This is a genomic window from Nitrospira sp. T9 (assembly GCF_052156535.1).
Lineage (GTDB): Bacteria > Nitrospirota > Nitrospiria > Nitrospirales > UBA8639 > Nitrospira_E.
In genome coordinates this window covers 103,129-119,298 of record NZ_JBQKUP010000044.1, presented here as the reverse complement: position 1 = coordinate 119,298, position 16,170 = coordinate 103,129, and the positions used below count along the sequence as shown (strand labels likewise).

The following is a 16,170-nucleotide window of genomic DNA, read 5'->3' as shown; positions in this document are numbered from 1 at the left end:
CGAATACGATCTACTCGTGCGACGATGATCCTCAATCCTCCTTCGATCAGGGCCTATGGAGTATCCATTTCCGTACTGGGCTCCAGGTGAATCAGTACAATCTCCGACACTGTGAGGGTGTTTTCCTCCTTGGGTGGTGAAATCCGTAAAGATCTCCCTGGGGTAAGACGGACAGCATCACTGCCCCGAGGATACGCAAACGCCTCAGAGGAAATGGTCCGGCCTGAAGGAAGGCGGCAAATTAAGTTTTGGCGCAACCCCAGAGCACATGCGTTGAAGGCGATGCGAACAGATGCGCTCATCGGGCGCCCGCAGGTGGGTATCCCAGCAATCACGGTCTCGGTTTTGGGGATGGTATTCCCTGGAATGGCCCACACTCTTAACCGAGCCCCCTGTAGCACCGGTTTTGCCTGTCCCTGCCACAATGGCTGGGTGTATATGTTAAGCGGAGCTCAGAATGAACTGAATTGACCCAATGAGGAATCGCCACACATGACGAAGAACACGAGCCTGATTTAATTAGGTTTATTCGGTAGGCTTAACCGGCGGCCTTTTCGGTCTGGGTAGGTGAGCCAAATGCTTCGGATCCGAGGATACGGCATTCAGATTTTCTTGACGGACGGCTTCATATAATTCTTCACGAAGGACACGGACATGCGAGGGACATTCAATCCCGAGTCGCACTTGCCCGCCTTTAATTTGGACGAGAACAATGCGAATGTCATCTCCTACACGAATGGCTTCATCAATTTTTCTGGTGAGTATGAGCATGGTGCCTTCCTTGGCTTTGAGGTAAAAATCACGTGAAGAAGAAACGTCCTGACATCATAAACGCATTAAACCCGTTGGCCCTGTGGTCCGGTGGTGTGCGTACATTCATTACACCGATGCGGCCTCTCTCGCCACCCCGGAATAAGATTGGCACTGGGTAGAATCTTGAAATAATGGATAGCGCAAGGGGATTGATTCATGGAGAATCAGTTGTTTCCCGTGTCTGGTTCGTTCATTCACGACAAGAGGGGCACGAAGATTCGCAGTGGCCTGATCAGGCTGATCAGAGGGGATCGTGACGACGGCCATGATGGAAATTGAATCGGTCGGAGTCATGGCGAGTTCCGCCAGTCCTTCTTCGGATAGGTTGGTGCGAAAATCCGGCTGCAAAAGATGCACGTCCATAATCACAAAAGCTAAGCTTGGTTCATCCACGGATTGGAACCACCGATAATCGGCATCCTCTGGCGGGTCAAGCACCACATACCGTCGGAAAGCTGGGAACCCTACGAGGCCAAATGGGAACGTTAAAAGCGTGTCATCAGACACTTCCAGCATACCGAACCGACTAGTCTGAATTTTCATGTTGGGATGTTCTCCACATAGGTCAATATTTTTGTCTTGATGCTGAAGTGAGCCTCTCCACGAGTTCCCTCTCAACAAAATCTATGCTTAGCGGGTCTTCCCCGTACCACAGGTTTCGACCCGATTGTCATATTTCAGGACAACCTGACAGGCATGAGCCAATTCGTCAATATCATACGGTTTTTGAATAAACCCAATGACACCTTGATTGAATAAATCTTGTACAGCATGGTTCCGGTCATAGCCCGTACAGAGAATGACCTTGAGATCTGGTCGAATCCTTCGCAATTCTTCAAAACATGCCGCCCCCGACATTACAGGCATCACCATATCCAACAGCACAACATCCACAGGAATCGTCAAGTCCTGACAAATGTCCACGGCCTCCTTCCCATTCAACACAACCGTCACCTGATAGCCGAGATATTCCAGTATGGCCTGAGCGGCTTCTCCCACATCCTTCTCATCATCCACCACTAAAATATGTCCGGTCCCGTGAGAAGGCTCCGTCCTCTGATTGGATCTGGTCTTGAAAGCCGCACACGGTGCATCCGGAAGATAAACAGCCATGGTCGTTCCACACCCAGGAGAACTCGTCACTCCGATATATCCGTGATGATTTTTGACGATACCATACACCATCGCCAATCCCATTCCAGTTCCCTGCCCTTGCTCTTTCGTGGTAAAAAATGGCTCAAAAATATGTCGTTGAGTCTCTAGTGACATCCCCGTCCCGGTATCCGTAACCCGAATCAACACATAATTACCTGCGCATAGTCCCGGGACACGTGAGGCATAATCCGGTGTGACCGTTTCATTCGAAGTCTGCACGAGCAATTCCCCACGTTCACCCATTGCATCACAGGCATTGACGCCTAGATTCATGAGAATCTGATAGAGCTGGTTAGGATCCCCTACCACATGAGACCTCGTAGCCGACAGATCCGCTCGAAATGTGATCATTTTATGGATCGTTCTTCCGAGCAGACTCATCACTTCCTGAATCACTTCATGGGTATCCACCGTTACATGATGATGTTTGCCCTGCCTGGCATACCCCAGGAGCTGGGAAGTCAATTCCTTCCCCCGACGAACGGCTTTCTCGATGACATCACCCGCTGTCCACAAGGGTGTCCCAGCTTTATCCTGTATCTTCAACAAACTTGCATGGGCCATAATTGCCGTTAACGTATTATTCATATCGTGTGCAATCCCTGAGGCCAGTCGACCGATAGCTTCCATTTTTTGAACCTGCCGCAACTGATGTTCAAGGGCAGATTTCTCTTCCTCCATGTGCTTTCGTGCCGTCAAATCGCGGGCAATGGAAAGAGTTTGACGTTGGCCTTGAAACTGAACCATTCGTTCCAGCATCTCTACTGGAAGAATGCTACCGTTTTTTTGCCGAAGGAATGTCTCCTCCCATATCCGACCCCCGCGGGCAGGGCTTGACGCCGTAGAACTGGATTCCGCGTCTGCTGACTCAGGTTTGATTAACGAAAAGGCTTTCCCCATCAAGACAGGCGGGCGATACCCTAATTGTTGTGCTCCGAGGGAATTGACGTGGGAAATTATTCCTCGATGATCATATATCACCAATATATCCGGAAGCGTTTCGAACAGCTCCCTGAATTGAGCTTCAGATTCGCGTAAATCATCAGTGCGGATATCCAGTAAATGCTCCACTCGAGAGAATGCGCGTTCCCAGCGCCATTTTTCACACAATGAAATGATATTGAACGGATCGCACGCGTTTGGTAGATACGCATCGACATGGATTGCCTCAGGAAGAGATCTTCCTGCCATAGATTCATGTCCAAGGACTATACACATGGCCTGAGGAAATTGACCTTTGCACCAAATCCCGAACTCTTCGCTTGTCGTATCCGGCAGAGGATCATCAATGAGGATAATATCCGGGACAACAAGATTCACCGCTACCTGAACCTGCTTTCCCGCTTCCCATTCCACCACACGCCACCCCCGTTCAACGAAGAGGTGATGAATCCCTTGAATGGCGGAATTGTCAGCCGAAACCATCCAGATCTGTGGACGCTGGGGACTTGGAGGACTTTCTACCAGCTGGCGGACCTGTTGACGAAAGCGTTGCGGATCCGTCGGGAGGGCTAGAAAGGCGGAGGCCCCAAGATCCTTTAAAATGTCTTGAGCATCGATTCCGGTATACGTGGCCGAAACGGCAAGGACAGGGGGCACCGCCTGTGTCGACCCAAAGAACGAATGCAATAATTCGCAAAAACGCCATCCGCTAATTCCCGGCATATGAAGATCAAGCACAATGACATCCGGCACATTACCTTCTTGGAGCCACCGCCAGGCCTCTTCAGAACAGAGGAAACGATTGACCACAAAGTAATCCTTCTCAAGCCAACTCGCAAGGAGATGGAGTTGGACCGGATCATCATTAATCACAAGAATGGAAGCCATAATTATTGCTTCATTGAAGTTGGGGAACTCGTGAGGCGCGAAAAAGTCTCATCCGCATGCCCATGAAATTGCGCAAACTCCACTCCATTTCGACCGCTATTTTTGACTAAATAGAGGACACCATCTGCAGATTGTATTAAATGCTCAATGGGAATTGGACAGGGATCGGTCCACGTCGTAACCCCCTGACTGACAGTCACCGTTAGATCAGTATTGTGAACACGAAAGGGTTTCTGGGAAATCGCCACTCGAATCCGTTCAGCGAGCCGCACGGCCTGGGCCGCATCACTATTGGGCAACACCATGAGAAATTCTTCTCCGCCATATCGGCCAATGGCATCATAGGAACGCAAACAAAAACGCATCCGTCTTGCGACCTCAACCAGCACCTGATCGCCCGCAACATGCCCATAGGAATCATTCACATTCTTAAATCCATCCAAATCAGCCAGAATGAGACTCAAGGGTTGCTGTTCCCGATGGGCCCGATCAATTTCCCGCAACAACGAATCCACAATGGCGCCATGATTCAGGATTTGTGTTAAGGGATCTTGCATCGCCTGAATCCGAAGGGTTTCTCGAGCCGAAATCAATTCATTTTGCAAATCGACAATTCGTTTCCCTGCTCGTAACCGTGCATCCAATTCCCCTAAATGAAAAGGCTTTGTGAGATAATCATCTGCACCCGCGTCCAATCCGGCAATGAGATCCTCAGGATTATTCCGCCCCGTCAACATGACAATATACACATAGGGACAGTCGGTTCTCCCACGGATTTTTTGACACAATTCAGGGCCATTGAGCCCCGGCATGATCCAATCCACAATCGCCACATTCGGCACAGATCCTCGTGCTAACACCTTCCATGCAGAATCCCCGTCAGTACAGGAAATGACATCATGTCCCCATTGCCGCAATCGATACACCACCATATGCAATGTGAGAGGATCATCATCAACAACAAGAATTCGCATAAAGATTTCGTACCTATTCAATCACGGGAGTGACACTATTTAGTTCAATAAAATAAGAGACCTTCACGGCCTACTTAATGAAATCTAATAAATTCGTCTGAAATTGACGCGCCAGTGTGCTCATCGACGCTTCAAGCGTGTTTTGTAGTGTAGCCAAATCAGAAGCCACTTGGGCGATATCGGCATCCTCAAAATTGGACCGGAGGGTTTGCGTATTCACACTCAACAGGTCTAAACCATCTTTGATGGTATCCAATCGATTGACTCTGGCACCGATCGTAGCCCTGGCATCGTTTACTTGGGAGAGAGCCGGATCAAACTGACCGATGGCCGCTTGAATACCCGACACATCATTGGTCACCAAGGCCTGATGAAAATCCTGAAGATTTTGAAACAGATCCACCGTGGGACCCGAAAAGATTTGATCCCCAGGGACATTGCTTGCCACGGTCCGACCATCACCGACTTCCACCTCCACCCCCGCACCATCACCTTGATAGGTATAGCCGACTCGTACAAAGAATTGGTCCCCAGCGGCAGGGGGCCCGCCACCATCCGTAATGATGACATCCAACCCATCAAACGAGAATGTCCCTCCGGATGCGTACGTATTGCCGGAGGATACGGTCTGATTCGTTGTCAGATTCAGCACATCAAATTGTGTCGAGGAGGTAAATTGGATTTGATATGCATCCGGTTGTAATGCCGGTGCGGACGCCACAGATACGCCAACACCGGCACCTCCCCCATTGGTTATACTGGCTGATCCCGTGGCCGAACCCGGGACAAACGGTTCAGTTTTTGTTTGACTGCCGGCGAACACAAATCGTCCATTAAGTTGAGTATTGGCAATGCCGGCCAAGCCCAGGATCAGTTGCTGAACTTCCTGAGCCGCATTCCGTCGCTCCACGGACGTATTCGTGTCGCTCGCCATATTCAACGCCAGTTCTTTCGCCCGCTGGACGGTATTCCCAGCCTGCTCCAGAACGCTATCGGATAAATTGAGCCGTCCCAGGGCTTCATTGACAGTGTTCAAACGATGTTCAGTGGTCCGTAGAACATTTCGAAACTGATTAATCCGTTCGGATGCGGCAGGATCATCAGATGGGCGATTCACCCGCTTTCCGGAAGAAATTTGTTCCTGGCGATCCCCGATGTTTCGCTGAATACCTTGAATCGCCCTTAGCAGCGCATCAACCTGTTGACGATCAGTCACACGCATACGATTGTTCGTCCTTATCCGACAGATTTCGACCGGTCATCAATGATGACTTACTCTCAGGTGGTTGTCTCATCAAGAAGGTTAGCGACCCATCGCCAGCATCGTCTGCATCAATTCATCCGCTACCGTAATCATCCGGGCTGAGGCTTCGAATGAGCGTTGGAAACTTAGGAGATTGGTCAATTCCTCATCCAATGAAACCCCGGAGACACTTTCTCTCAATGCCGTCAATTGATCAATTTCAAGCTGTTTACTATGTAGCGCCTGTGTCGATTGCTGAGTGGCACTCCCGACATCTCCAATCGTTATCGTGTGGTAATCATTGAGTGTCACATTCCCAAGGTCCAGGTGACGATTCGTATGAATAGCCACCAGATTTAATGCATTGGTGTTATTTCCGGGAATTCCTGCCACCGTAGAAGCGGCGGCGATCTTATCCGTATCCGAGAGGGCCACACCAAATTGCCGGGCCGCGCCTTTTTGAGCATTGACATAAAACACATCCCCGGCAGCCGGCGTACCGTTAATCACGACATCTAAGCCATCAAAACTCAGTGGCGATCCGGAGGTATACGCACCAGATGTCACGGTCGCACCGGTCGCCGTATTGACCACAGAATAGGCAGAGGCCCCGGAAAACTGCACCTCATAACCCTGAAAGGTCGCCAGAGTGGGATCTGCAATCGTGACTGAACTCCCGGTGGCACTTCCCGTATTCCGGTCATGGGCCAGAGGAGCTTGAGGACTTAAGGCGGAGAAGAAATTATTATTCGTGGTGCCATCCAGGCCATACCCGGCCTGATGCTGTTGATTAAATTCATTAACCAAAACGGCGGCCAATCGATCCACCTGGTCTTGAAATTTCACCATATCCCCATCACGCTGGGCGAGTAATCCGCCGATTTTTCCTCCATGAATATTGTGGGAAATTGAGAACTCACTCCCGTCACTGCGCACAAAAGTTACATCATGCATTGGAGGATTGTCCGGATCCGCTTCGGTCGACAGCGCATTGGCGTGATTACCCGCTACCAAGAGTTGGCCTCCGACATTAATGCCGATGCCATCGTTCAGAGGCACCTGCTCAATATTGACCAAACCCGCCAAATCATTAATGAGGACCCTTCGTTGATCCAGTAAATCCAGCGCATCACGTCCACTGGATTCGGTTTTAAAAATGACATCATTCAGAGAGGCAATCTTTGTGGCCAATCCATTAATAGTATCGACATGCCTGCCAATTTCCCCATCGGCATCTAGGCGGATTTGATTTAATCCTTGAGACACCGTCACAAACTGGTCCGTGAGGGATTGCCCCTTTGCCAACAGCACTGTCCGCTGTATGGTACTTTCCGGATTCGTCGCCAAATCCCGAACCGCATTGAAAAACTCCGTCAGACTAAACGATAGTCCGGAATTATCCGTTTCGGTAAAAATACCATCCGCTTGAACCAAGTAATTATTTCTGGCGGTTATAGATCCAAGATCCTCATTGACGGAGGTCAACTGGTTTTCCAGGAAATCATCGACGGATTGACGAATGGCGGCAACCCGGACTCCGGTCCCAATCGTCCCTTCAGCCGGCCGCGCAGTCTCAAGGACGACTTCCTGCCTGGAATAGCCTTTGGTATTAATGTTGGCGATGTTATGGGATGTGGTCGCGAGCCCTTGTTGGTTGGCACGAATTCCGGAACGCGCGATATTAAAGATGTCACTGATGCCCGCCATAAGACTCCTATCCCTGGAGATGGACCGAGCTAGGAACCGAAGGAAAATGTAATATTCCGGATCCCTGATATACCGGACCGGTACCTAACCCTGCATACATAACCTGAACCGCCTCACGGACCCTTTGATGGATCGGGCGAATCAGGGCTTCATTCTTTTTCCCTTGTTCCTGGATCAAACGCGCCAGCCGAAGAAGGTCCGTCAACATTCCTTGTGCCAATTGTGCCCGTGGGTCCGGAACGGCTTTCAACCAACTCCAAATTGACTCGTGTGCGGCGGACCCTGCCAACCGATGAAGTTCACGCTCTACCTGCTGCTCCAACTGACACATCGCCTCCAACGTTTGTTCCTTCTGACTGTTTACCTCGACCAACTTTGGCCGATCCATGATCCGAAGGCTGTGGGCTTCTTGAAAAAGCAACACACCATACTGCTGAAACACCGATTGGGCTTCAGCCAACATTTCCAGCAACCGTTCCCACGTTGCCGATTGGGGATGAATCATCGGTCAGCCATTTCTCTTATGAACATCAGATGTTTATTTCGAGCCCAGCTCGTTAAGAATCGTCTCTCGGGTCAAGGCATCAGCCACCTGACTTGAGGTCGCCAATTGTGCCCCCGCCTCCAATACCTCCTTAATACGCCTGATTTTCTCCTCTCTCAGCTCAGGAACCTGCGCTACTCGAGTGGAATAGTCGCGAATTTCCTGCGCCAAAACGGAAAGATCAACAGGATCAGCAGACGAAGGACGCTGGGTGGCGCTTGGTGGGCTGGCCTCCTGCGTCTGAAGGTTTTTAGCTTGGACGTGAAAAAATAGTTTCCCCAGCTCTCCACTGGGATCAAGGCCCCGTATGGTCATGGCATCATGCCTCCTTCTCTGTATGTATCGGAAGCAACGCCGTTAAACTTTACAGAACCTCTCAAGATTTCAAAAAAGGGGGACCTGAGGTGGGAGAACGTGTGAGGTCTTCATTCCTGGCCACCGTGTCCAACACATACGCAGAAAGGCCAATCCCTCCAGCCTGAGCGGCACGTTTGCCAATTTCTTCGTCATAAAAGGAATAATACATTTCCCCCATGGGGTTGGCTGTGAACTCGCCTTTGGGGACAGTCTCTCGCATCACCTTCATCAGATAGGACAAAAAATAGGATTCAAATTCCTGACTCGCACGCAGTAATTCTCCTCGACGAACAGAATCTTCCACCCGATCTATCCTCCCAGTGGTGACGGAGTGTGAGAGACTCGTCATATCCATAGGGAACATGTCAGCACTCATAGATCTCATCCTTTCCGCCAGACAGTCATGATCAACCTGCCCTCTTCAGATCCTGGTCTAGATCAACTCCAAGTCGGCCTGGAGGGCACCCGCTGCCTTAGCCGCCGTTAGGACGGCGACCAAATCGAGAGGAGTAACACCCAATGAATTCAACGCCTTTACCAAATCCCCAAGCGTCACGGAACTGTCTACTTGAATGACTCGACCATCCTCTTCTTGCACATCGGTTTGGACATCCGGAGTCACTACCGTTCTACCGGCACCCTGTGCTCCCCGCCCGATAAAGGCTGTCTCTGGTTGAGAGACATTAAACTGCGTTCCCACCTTGATCGTGAGATCGCCATGGGAAATGGCCATTCTCGCCAACCGGACATGTTCACCCATGACAATCGTTCCCGTTCGTTCGTTCACCACGACCTTGGCCAGGACGTCCACATTCACATCCAGCCCTTCAACCGCAGCAATCATTTGGACGATCTTGCCCTGGAACCGTTCGGGAATCCCCACGTGAATCTGTCCGGAATTGACCGCCGAGGCCACACCATCCCCAAGATGAGCATTAATGGCTTCAGACACCCGCAATGCCGTGATGAAATCGGCCTGGTGCATGGTCAACGAAAATTTCTCCCACGCTTGCATGTCCACATCCACCGCTCGTTCGACAATCGCTCCACCGGGAATAATCCCCCCGGATTGTTGATTTTTCTTCACTGTAGTCCCTCCAGCACCAGCTTCAAATCCCGATGTGGAGAGCGGCCCTTGGGCGACAGCATACACCTGTTGATTGGCTGCTTTCAGCGGGGTCAACAACAACGTTCCCCCCCGCAAACTTTTGGCATTGGCCATGGAGGAGACCTGCACATCCAATTTCATGCCGGGTCTCGCGAACGGGGGCAATTTGGCGGTCACCATCACCGATGCGGTATTTTTTGTTAACAATTGAATGGGATCGATATTGAGTTTGAGCCCCATGGTATTCAACATGGAAATAATGGCTTGCGCCGTAAATTGACCACCGACGACGGAATCCCCCGTCCGGTCCAGACCAACAATCAAGCCATACCCGACTAACTGGTTTTCCCGCACGCCTTCAATGGAGGCGATATCTTTGATGCGGGCCGCCTGAATTTCTCCCGGTAAGATGACCGCACTGGCACTGACCATGAGGCATCCACCGATCAAAACCAAGACGACACCCCATCCAGAAACCCATGCTCCTCCGGATTTCCTTGAAGGTTTTCTGCCATTTCTGAAAGATGATGGACGAATCACCACATTCCCCCATTAGATCAAAATAAAATATAACCTCATCCCCGAATGACTTAAAACGGCGTCAACCAGTCAAAAATCCTGGTGGCCCATCCCGGCCTCTGAACATCGTCCACCACTCCTAATCCGGTATAAGAAATTTCTGCATCAGCGACTTTGGATGACAACACCATGTTCTGCGTATCCAGATCGATCCGGCGGACAATGCCCTTAATGGTCATGGTTTGCTTTTCACTATTAACCGTAACCTCCCGTTTCCCCCGAATCCGGAGGTCACCGTTGGGAAAGACTTCAATGACATTGGCGGCAATGGTGCCCGTCAAGGTATCTTCCCGGCTCGTCGATCCGTCACCCTCAAATTCATGGGAAGTCCCAGCATCAATATTAAAATATTCTGCAAACTTCTGGCTGAGGGTGTTAATCCCGAAAAGTCCCCCACTTACTCCAGCTGACAGGCTGGAATCCCGGTCTGCTTTCGTGTTGGCTTTTTTGGAACCCTTGTGTTGTTCGACAATTTGCACTACGACAATGTCCCCGATTCGACCCGCCCGCCTATCTTCAAACATGTACGCTCGTCCGTTCCCCGGGTCCCAGAGTGACCCCATGGAGGATGGCGGACTCTTTTCAAGAAGATTCGACTCAGATTCGACCTGTCTCATCGTCTTTTCCTTGGCGCATCCGACCCCGCTAAACACGATCGCCATCAGCAGGACTCCCCACGCCCAGGACTTCGCCCCCAACACGTCATTGCTCAAAATCCTACCTCCACGAGTCCCGATGCCAAAACGGTACCCAACACCTCCCGGCCCGATGTCTGATTTTTAACAGGAATAGTTTCTCCTTTTTTACCAGCCGCTTTGGCAATTCCCACGGTCTGAACCAGCAGACCATCACCCCTGACCTCAATCATCACCCGATCGCCTTTATGAATCATCGGCGGATAGTCCAACATGATTTTTCGAATCGGTTGTCTTGGTGGCAATGGACGTAAGACCTGTTTCCCTATCACTTCGTCAAGATCAAGAATAAAATCATGAGTCAGTGAAGGGGCATCCACCAGCATCACAGACAGGTCCTCGCCGGTCACCACCTCTTTGGGTTTCAACCAGCGTATGGGTGTCGCCACTTCGACTTGGGCCTTCACCTCCCCCACAACATTCACCGTTCGGAGAAATTGCTGATTCACAAAAATGCCAACTCGAAAGGCACGTCGTCCTGTCCTCCCGCCCCCTGACCAGTCTCCAATCTCAAGCTGGATTTTTCCTTTGGGAACCTCAACCCCTTGTTTGGGGAACAATACCCGAAACGACACCTGATGCTGCAAACGTCCATAGCGACGTTTCAGTTCCGCCAGGATCACCCGTTCGAAATCTCTTCCATCCAACGACTGAGTATCCGGACGGACAGGTGATGATGAGACTGGGCCTTCCGCCCAGGACATTCCTCCAAATGTCCCCCATCCATTCCCGCACAGGAACAATCCCAAAAATATCATGATGATCTTCAAAATCTTATCCTCTAACGTCTGAGTCCGTTCACAACCTGCATCATATCGTCCGATGCCTGAATGGCCTTCGCATTCAGTTCATAGGCCCGTTGGGCAATGATCATATTGACCATTTCATCGGCAATATTCACATTAGATATTTCAAGGAATCCTTGCTGTATATTTCCAAATCCGGTTGAAAAGCCAGGTGTCCCCTGTTGTGCAGGACCCGAAGACGAACTCTCTGAAAATAAATTATTGCCTTGCGCAATCAAACCAGACGGATTATCAAATCTGACCAATTGGATTTGCCCAACCTGGGTGGCTTGGGACACCCCGGGCAGCAACGCGGACACGGTTCCATCCTGCCCAATATCGACTTGGAGTGCTCCGGACGGAATGGTAATGCTCGGAATGAGCTGATCGCCGTCACCCGAAACCACATTACCCGTACTGTCTTGTTTAAAGGATCCAGCCCGGGTATACATCGTGGTCCCATCCGGGCGTGTGACTTGAAAAAATCCCACCCCTTCTATCGCCAAATCCAAGGGATTCGTGGTTTGCTTGAGGCTTCCTTGCACATATTCCTTCGCCACGGTTACCGGCCTCACACCTAATCCGACCTGCATCCCCACAGGAAAGACCCCAACATTCGAAGCACTCGCGCCAGGCAAACGGGAAATTTGATAAAGGAGATCCGCAAATTCTGCGCGACTTCGTTTAAACCCTGTCGTATTCACATTGGCGAGATTGTTCGCAATCGTGTCAATATTAAGTTGTTGGGCAAACATGCCAGTTGATGCGGTATGCATCGCTCGAATCATTGTGGTCGCTCCCCCTTTTTATCCGTGTTCGCTTGCCCCGAGAAACTGTTAATACAGCAATAGGGTCCTGGGACATTTCTCATCCCTGTTTTGGATTACCCTTGAACCCGGCCCGCTTGTATGGCTTGGGCGGCTAGTTCATCCATGGCTTTAATCGCTTTTTGCATTTGTTCGTATTCTCTGGTCACTTTGATCAACTCAACCATATCCAGGGCCGGATTGACGTTGGATTGTTCCAACATGCCCTGATGAACCGTCGTCTGCTTATCCGGGACACTCTGAGCTGGAACGGTCCAGAACAAATTGCCCACCTTGGCTGTTTCTTGTCCATCGGAAATCTTTTCCAACCGTAACTTGTCTACGACCTGATTATTGACGGAAAGTGTCCCATCAGCGCCAATCATGACCTCCCCAGGAGGAAGGGTAACGAGTCCTTTCTTTCCCATAAGTGGATCACCGGTATGGGTGACTAAGTTTCCGTTCGGATTCCTATACAATTTTCCACCACGGTAATACCGCAATCCATCTGATGTTTGGGCGACCAAAAACCCATCGCCCTCCAGCCCTATATCCAACGGTTCCCCGGTCTGATGCAAGGTGCCTTGCGATCGATCCGGCGGAAGCGCATCCATCAAAGGAAACAAATCTATTCCGGCCACCGAAGGCCCTGAGGTCTGTCCCAGAATGGTTGCGAAGACCGGTTTGTCCTTCTTAAACCCTGTCGTATTCACATTCCCAATATTATGAGAAAGGACTTCCATGCGGTGTTCAAGTGTAATCGCCCCGGCTAAGGGCGGATAGATGCCTCGGTTCATTGCACCCTCCTTGACGTGAATACCTGAGAAATTCTGCAACGCATGTGCCAATAAGAGACGGAGTCGAATTTTGATGGAAAGAGAGACTGAAGTGGAAAGTTTTTCTACGAAGGGGGACCTTTCATTCCACAAACCTGGCACCAGTGAGTGCGAAATGGCAATTGTTGCCTATTGAGCCGTCCTTGCCTAAAACTGCCAGCGTTGTAGTCCCGGGCAGCACACGACACCTACCGGCATTACTTTCCTCATAGGCCTGATCCTGCCTAGCGAAAGGCAGAAATCGGATCAACCGATGGTCTAAAATTGTTGTCGAATCGTGGAATAATTACTAGGGAAGGTAGGGGTGTGAGGATTCAGTATCGGAACGGATATCCCTCAGCACAATGAGTTCTACTCGACGGTTAGAGGCTTGTCCCTGTGGTGTATCATTTAACTCAACTGGACGGGTCCCTGCATAACCGGTTGAAGACAACCGGTAATCAGCAAGATGATGCTGGTCGATCAAATATCGGACCAAGGTATTGGCCCGCGCAGTAGAAAGATCCCAATTGGAGGGATACAGAGATGATCGAATCGGCTGATTGTCCGTATGCCCTTCAACGGAAATACGATTGGGCAACTCTTTGACGAGAGCGGCAATGAGATCGATAAATTCTATGATTTGTGGATTCAGCCTGGCACTTCCACTTTGAAACAAGGCATCGTCTTTGATCCGAATATTCAACCCATGTTCCGTCGTGGTGATTTGTACCCCTTGAGGAATGTTCGCTGCAGTAATGGCATTGGCCACGTTGAGAAAGGCCCGGGCATTTTCCGCTGAAGAAGTTTTCGCTTTTACCTGAATGGGGATATTTTTGTTTATGGGAAGATTCACAATTGAAAGTTCCCCGACCGTCTTTTTGTTGTTAAAGGAGCTCACCAGAGATTCACTGAGAACCTTGAACTTCCCTTCATTGACAGACGACACCGAATACATCACAACAAAAAAGGCAAACAACAAGGTTATAAAATCCGCATACGAGACCAGCCATCGTTCGTGATTTTCATGCTCCTCGTGTTTTTTCTTCACACGCTCCCTCACTCAACAGTCCGGCCGTCAGTATTTTATTTTTTATTTTTTTCCGCCGAGGAAAGAAAACCACTCAACTTCTCCTCAATCATTCGTGGATTCTCCCCTTGGGCCACGGACACAAGGCCTTCAATCACCATAATTTTTGCGATGATCAAGGTCTTAGCCTTTAACTTGATTTTATTACCCATAGGAAGAAACAAGAGGTTGGCCGCTCCCACACCATAGACCGTGGCCACAAATGCGACCGCGATCCCGCCACCCAATGCGGAAGGATCGGCCAAGTTTTCCATCACATGAATCAGACCAAGTACGGCTCCAATAATCCCCACACACGGCGCATATCCGCCAAACGCCTCATAGACCTTGCTCGTCGTGCCAAATTCTTCTTCAAAAATTTCAACTTCCACTTCCAGGATTTCTTTAATTTTGTGCGGCTCCGTCCCATCGACCACCAGCTGCACCCCTTTGGCCATTAACGGATCCGTCAACGTTTTAATTTGTCCTTCCAGGGCCAAGAGTCCCTGTTTTCTGCTGATATTTGATAACTCCACAACTTTGGCAATAATGCCCTTCATATCCACACTCACATTTCCAAACACCATGCTTGCACTGGAAAGAGCTTTCAGGAAAATTGGAAGAGGGAATTGCAGCATCACCGCGCCTAACGTGCCTCCCATCACAATCAAAAAGGCCGTCCCTTGGAGAATGGAGCTTAAATGCCCGCCCTCCAAATGTTGCCCGCCTACAATGGCGCCCAGCGAAAGGAGGATGCCCAATACCGATAAAATATCCATGATAAAACGCTCTTCCTTATGCAAAGGACCGATTACTAAATAACCGTTCAAGGTCCAGCAACAACACCAGGCACCCATTCACCCGCCCTACCCCTTTATGACATTCTTCAGCTCCTCCTCGACTAGTGGGTGGTGGGGGTTCAATACATTCTTCAGACAGGCGTAAAACTTCTTCGACGGAATCGACGATAAATCCCAAAATCATATGTGCGATTTCCACGACCACAATTCGAGTATCCTTGGTGGGATCAGTCCCTGGCAGACCAAAGCGAGCCCGAAGATTGATAATGGGGATGACTTTTCCACGCAGATTTACCACCCCTTCCACATAATGAGGGGCATTCGGAACCTGGGTAATATCCAGCATACGAATAATTTCCTGAACCACCAAGATATCAATGGCAAAGACTTCGTCCCCCAACTGAAAACTCACCATTTGGAGAACCTCTCCACTGTCTTCCTCAAAATCATCCTGAGGTAATACCTTCGTCAAAATATTCTGCATGACTTGTATCCCTCCAGTCCGTCAAGAGCCTTTCTCATATTCCGTCCCGACCCTGTGAGAGCCGATGCCTAACCAACATCGCCAGGGCCTTTTATTTCTCCAATCCCCTCACTTCCCTGACCCATCCATGAAACCAGCCGCATGATTGACCCCGCTTCCCGTGGCATCACGTACCTCCCTACGAACAGTTCCTGTTCGGTACATGCAATTCCCGACAGTTCAACCATATTCAGTCGTCCACCACGAAAATTCCTACTTGAGCATTATTGTTTTCCATTCTTTTCCATCAACAGCCATTAAATTCCCTTAGAGGCAGGTAAGAACCCACAACAAACTCATGTAATTCTACACATTTTCCACCAACGTCTATTGTCCAAGCCTTGAGGCTTCAAGAACTGCTCTGATA

At 50.0% G+C, this 16,170-nt stretch carries 17 protein-coding genes; all 17 read right to left on the bottom strand.

All coding sequences use genetic code 11. The features are described 5' to 3' along the window. Positions 1-525: 525 nt before the first annotated feature. A complete protein-coding gene (csrA, locus tag ACTRXD_RS21605; RefSeq protein WP_312640616.1) occupies positions 526-771 on the bottom strand; it encodes a carbon storage regulator CsrA in 246 nt (81 codons plus the stop codon). Between the two features lie 108 nt (positions 772-879). Further along, positions 880-1,356 carry a flagellar assembly protein FliW gene (gene fliW, locus ACTRXD_RS21600; protein WP_442433840.1) on the bottom strand — a complete coding sequence of 159 codons (477 nt, stop codon included), beginning with the start codon at positions 1,354-1,356 and terminating at the stop codon, positions 880-882. Positions 1,357-1,443: 87 nt separating this feature from the next. Beyond that, a complete protein-coding gene (locus tag ACTRXD_RS21595; RefSeq protein WP_442433839.1) occupies positions 1,444-3,798 on the bottom strand; it encodes an ATP-binding response regulator in 2,355 nt (784 codons plus the stop codon). Between the two features lie 2 nt (positions 3,799-3,800). Further along, the gene (locus ACTRXD_RS21590) at positions 3,801-4,772 is read right to left on the bottom strand and encodes a GGDEF domain-containing response regulator (protein WP_442433838.1); all 972 of its coding nucleotides are present in this window, start codon (positions 4,770-4,772) and stop codon (positions 3,801-3,803) included. Positions 4,773-4,842: 70 nt separating this feature from the next. Beyond that, positions 4,843-5,994: a flagellar hook-associated protein FlgL gene (gene flgL / locus ACTRXD_RS21585; RefSeq protein ID WP_442433837.1), complete on the bottom strand. Its 1,152-nt coding sequence runs from the start codon at positions 5,992-5,994 to the stop codon at positions 4,843-4,845. 81 nt (positions 5,995-6,075) lie between these two features. Further along, the gene (gene flgK, locus ACTRXD_RS21580; protein ID WP_442433836.1) at positions 6,076-7,722 is read right to left on the bottom strand and encodes a flagellar hook-associated protein FlgK; all 1,647 of its coding nucleotides are present in this window, start codon (positions 7,720-7,722) and stop codon (positions 6,076-6,078) included. Positions 7,723-7,729: 7 nt separating this feature from the next. Further along, a complete protein-coding gene (flgN, locus tag ACTRXD_RS21575) occupies positions 7,730-8,227 on the bottom strand; it encodes a flagellar export chaperone FlgN (RefSeq protein ID WP_442433835.1) in 498 nt (165 codons plus the stop codon). A 33-nt stretch (positions 8,228-8,260) separates the two neighbouring features. Next, a complete protein-coding gene (locus tag ACTRXD_RS21570; RefSeq protein ID WP_312640601.1) occupies positions 8,261-8,581 on the bottom strand; it encodes a flagellar biosynthesis anti-sigma factor FlgM in 321 nt (106 codons plus the stop codon). A 61-nt stretch (positions 8,582-8,642) separates the two neighbouring features. Then, positions 8,643-8,999, bottom strand: coding sequence for a rod-binding protein (locus tag ACTRXD_RS21565; RefSeq protein WP_442433834.1), 357 nt, complete (start codon positions 8,997-8,999; stop codon positions 8,643-8,645). A 57-nt stretch (positions 9,000-9,056) separates the two neighbouring features. Further along, positions 9,057-10,163, bottom strand: a complete 1,107-nt coding sequence (locus ACTRXD_RS21560; RefSeq protein ID WP_442433833.1) for a flagellar basal body P-ring protein FlgI — start codon at positions 10,161-10,163, stop codon at positions 9,057-9,059. Positions 10,164-10,321: 158 nt separating this feature from the next. Beyond that, positions 10,322-11,023: a flagellar basal body L-ring protein FlgH gene (locus ACTRXD_RS21555; RefSeq protein ID WP_442433832.1), complete on the bottom strand. Its 702-nt coding sequence runs from the start codon at positions 11,021-11,023 to the stop codon at positions 10,322-10,324. Then, entirely contained in the window at positions 11,020-11,775 is a 756-nt protein-coding gene (gene flgA, locus ACTRXD_RS21550) for a flagellar basal body P-ring formation chaperone FlgA (RefSeq protein ID WP_442433831.1), read from the bottom strand. The genes ACTRXD_RS21555 and flgA overlap by 4 nt, the downstream gene beginning before the upstream one ends. An 11-nt stretch (positions 11,776-11,786) precedes the next feature. Then, positions 11,787-12,578, bottom strand: a complete 792-nt coding sequence (gene flgG / locus ACTRXD_RS21545; protein WP_312640596.1) for a flagellar basal-body rod protein FlgG — start codon at positions 12,576-12,578, stop codon at positions 11,787-11,789. 95 nt (positions 12,579-12,673) lie between these two features. Continuing rightward, a complete protein-coding gene (locus ACTRXD_RS21540; protein ID WP_442433830.1) occupies positions 12,674-13,393 on the bottom strand; it encodes a flagellar hook-basal body protein in 720 nt (239 codons plus the stop codon). 328 nt (positions 13,394-13,721) lie between these two features. Continuing rightward, the gene (locus ACTRXD_RS21535) at positions 13,722-14,462 is read right to left on the bottom strand and encodes a flagellar motor protein MotB (RefSeq protein ID WP_442433829.1); all 741 of its coding nucleotides are present in this window, start codon (positions 14,460-14,462) and stop codon (positions 13,722-13,724) included. Between the two features lie 35 nt (positions 14,463-14,497). Then, positions 14,498-15,259, bottom strand: coding sequence for a flagellar motor protein (locus ACTRXD_RS21530; protein ID WP_442433828.1), 762 nt, complete (start codon positions 15,257-15,259; stop codon positions 14,498-14,500). 16 nt (positions 15,260-15,275) lie between these two features. Next, entirely contained in the window at positions 15,276-15,764 is a 489-nt protein-coding gene (locus ACTRXD_RS21525) for a chemotaxis protein CheW (RefSeq protein ID WP_442433827.1), read from the bottom strand. Positions 15,765-16,170: the final 406 nt, after the last annotated feature.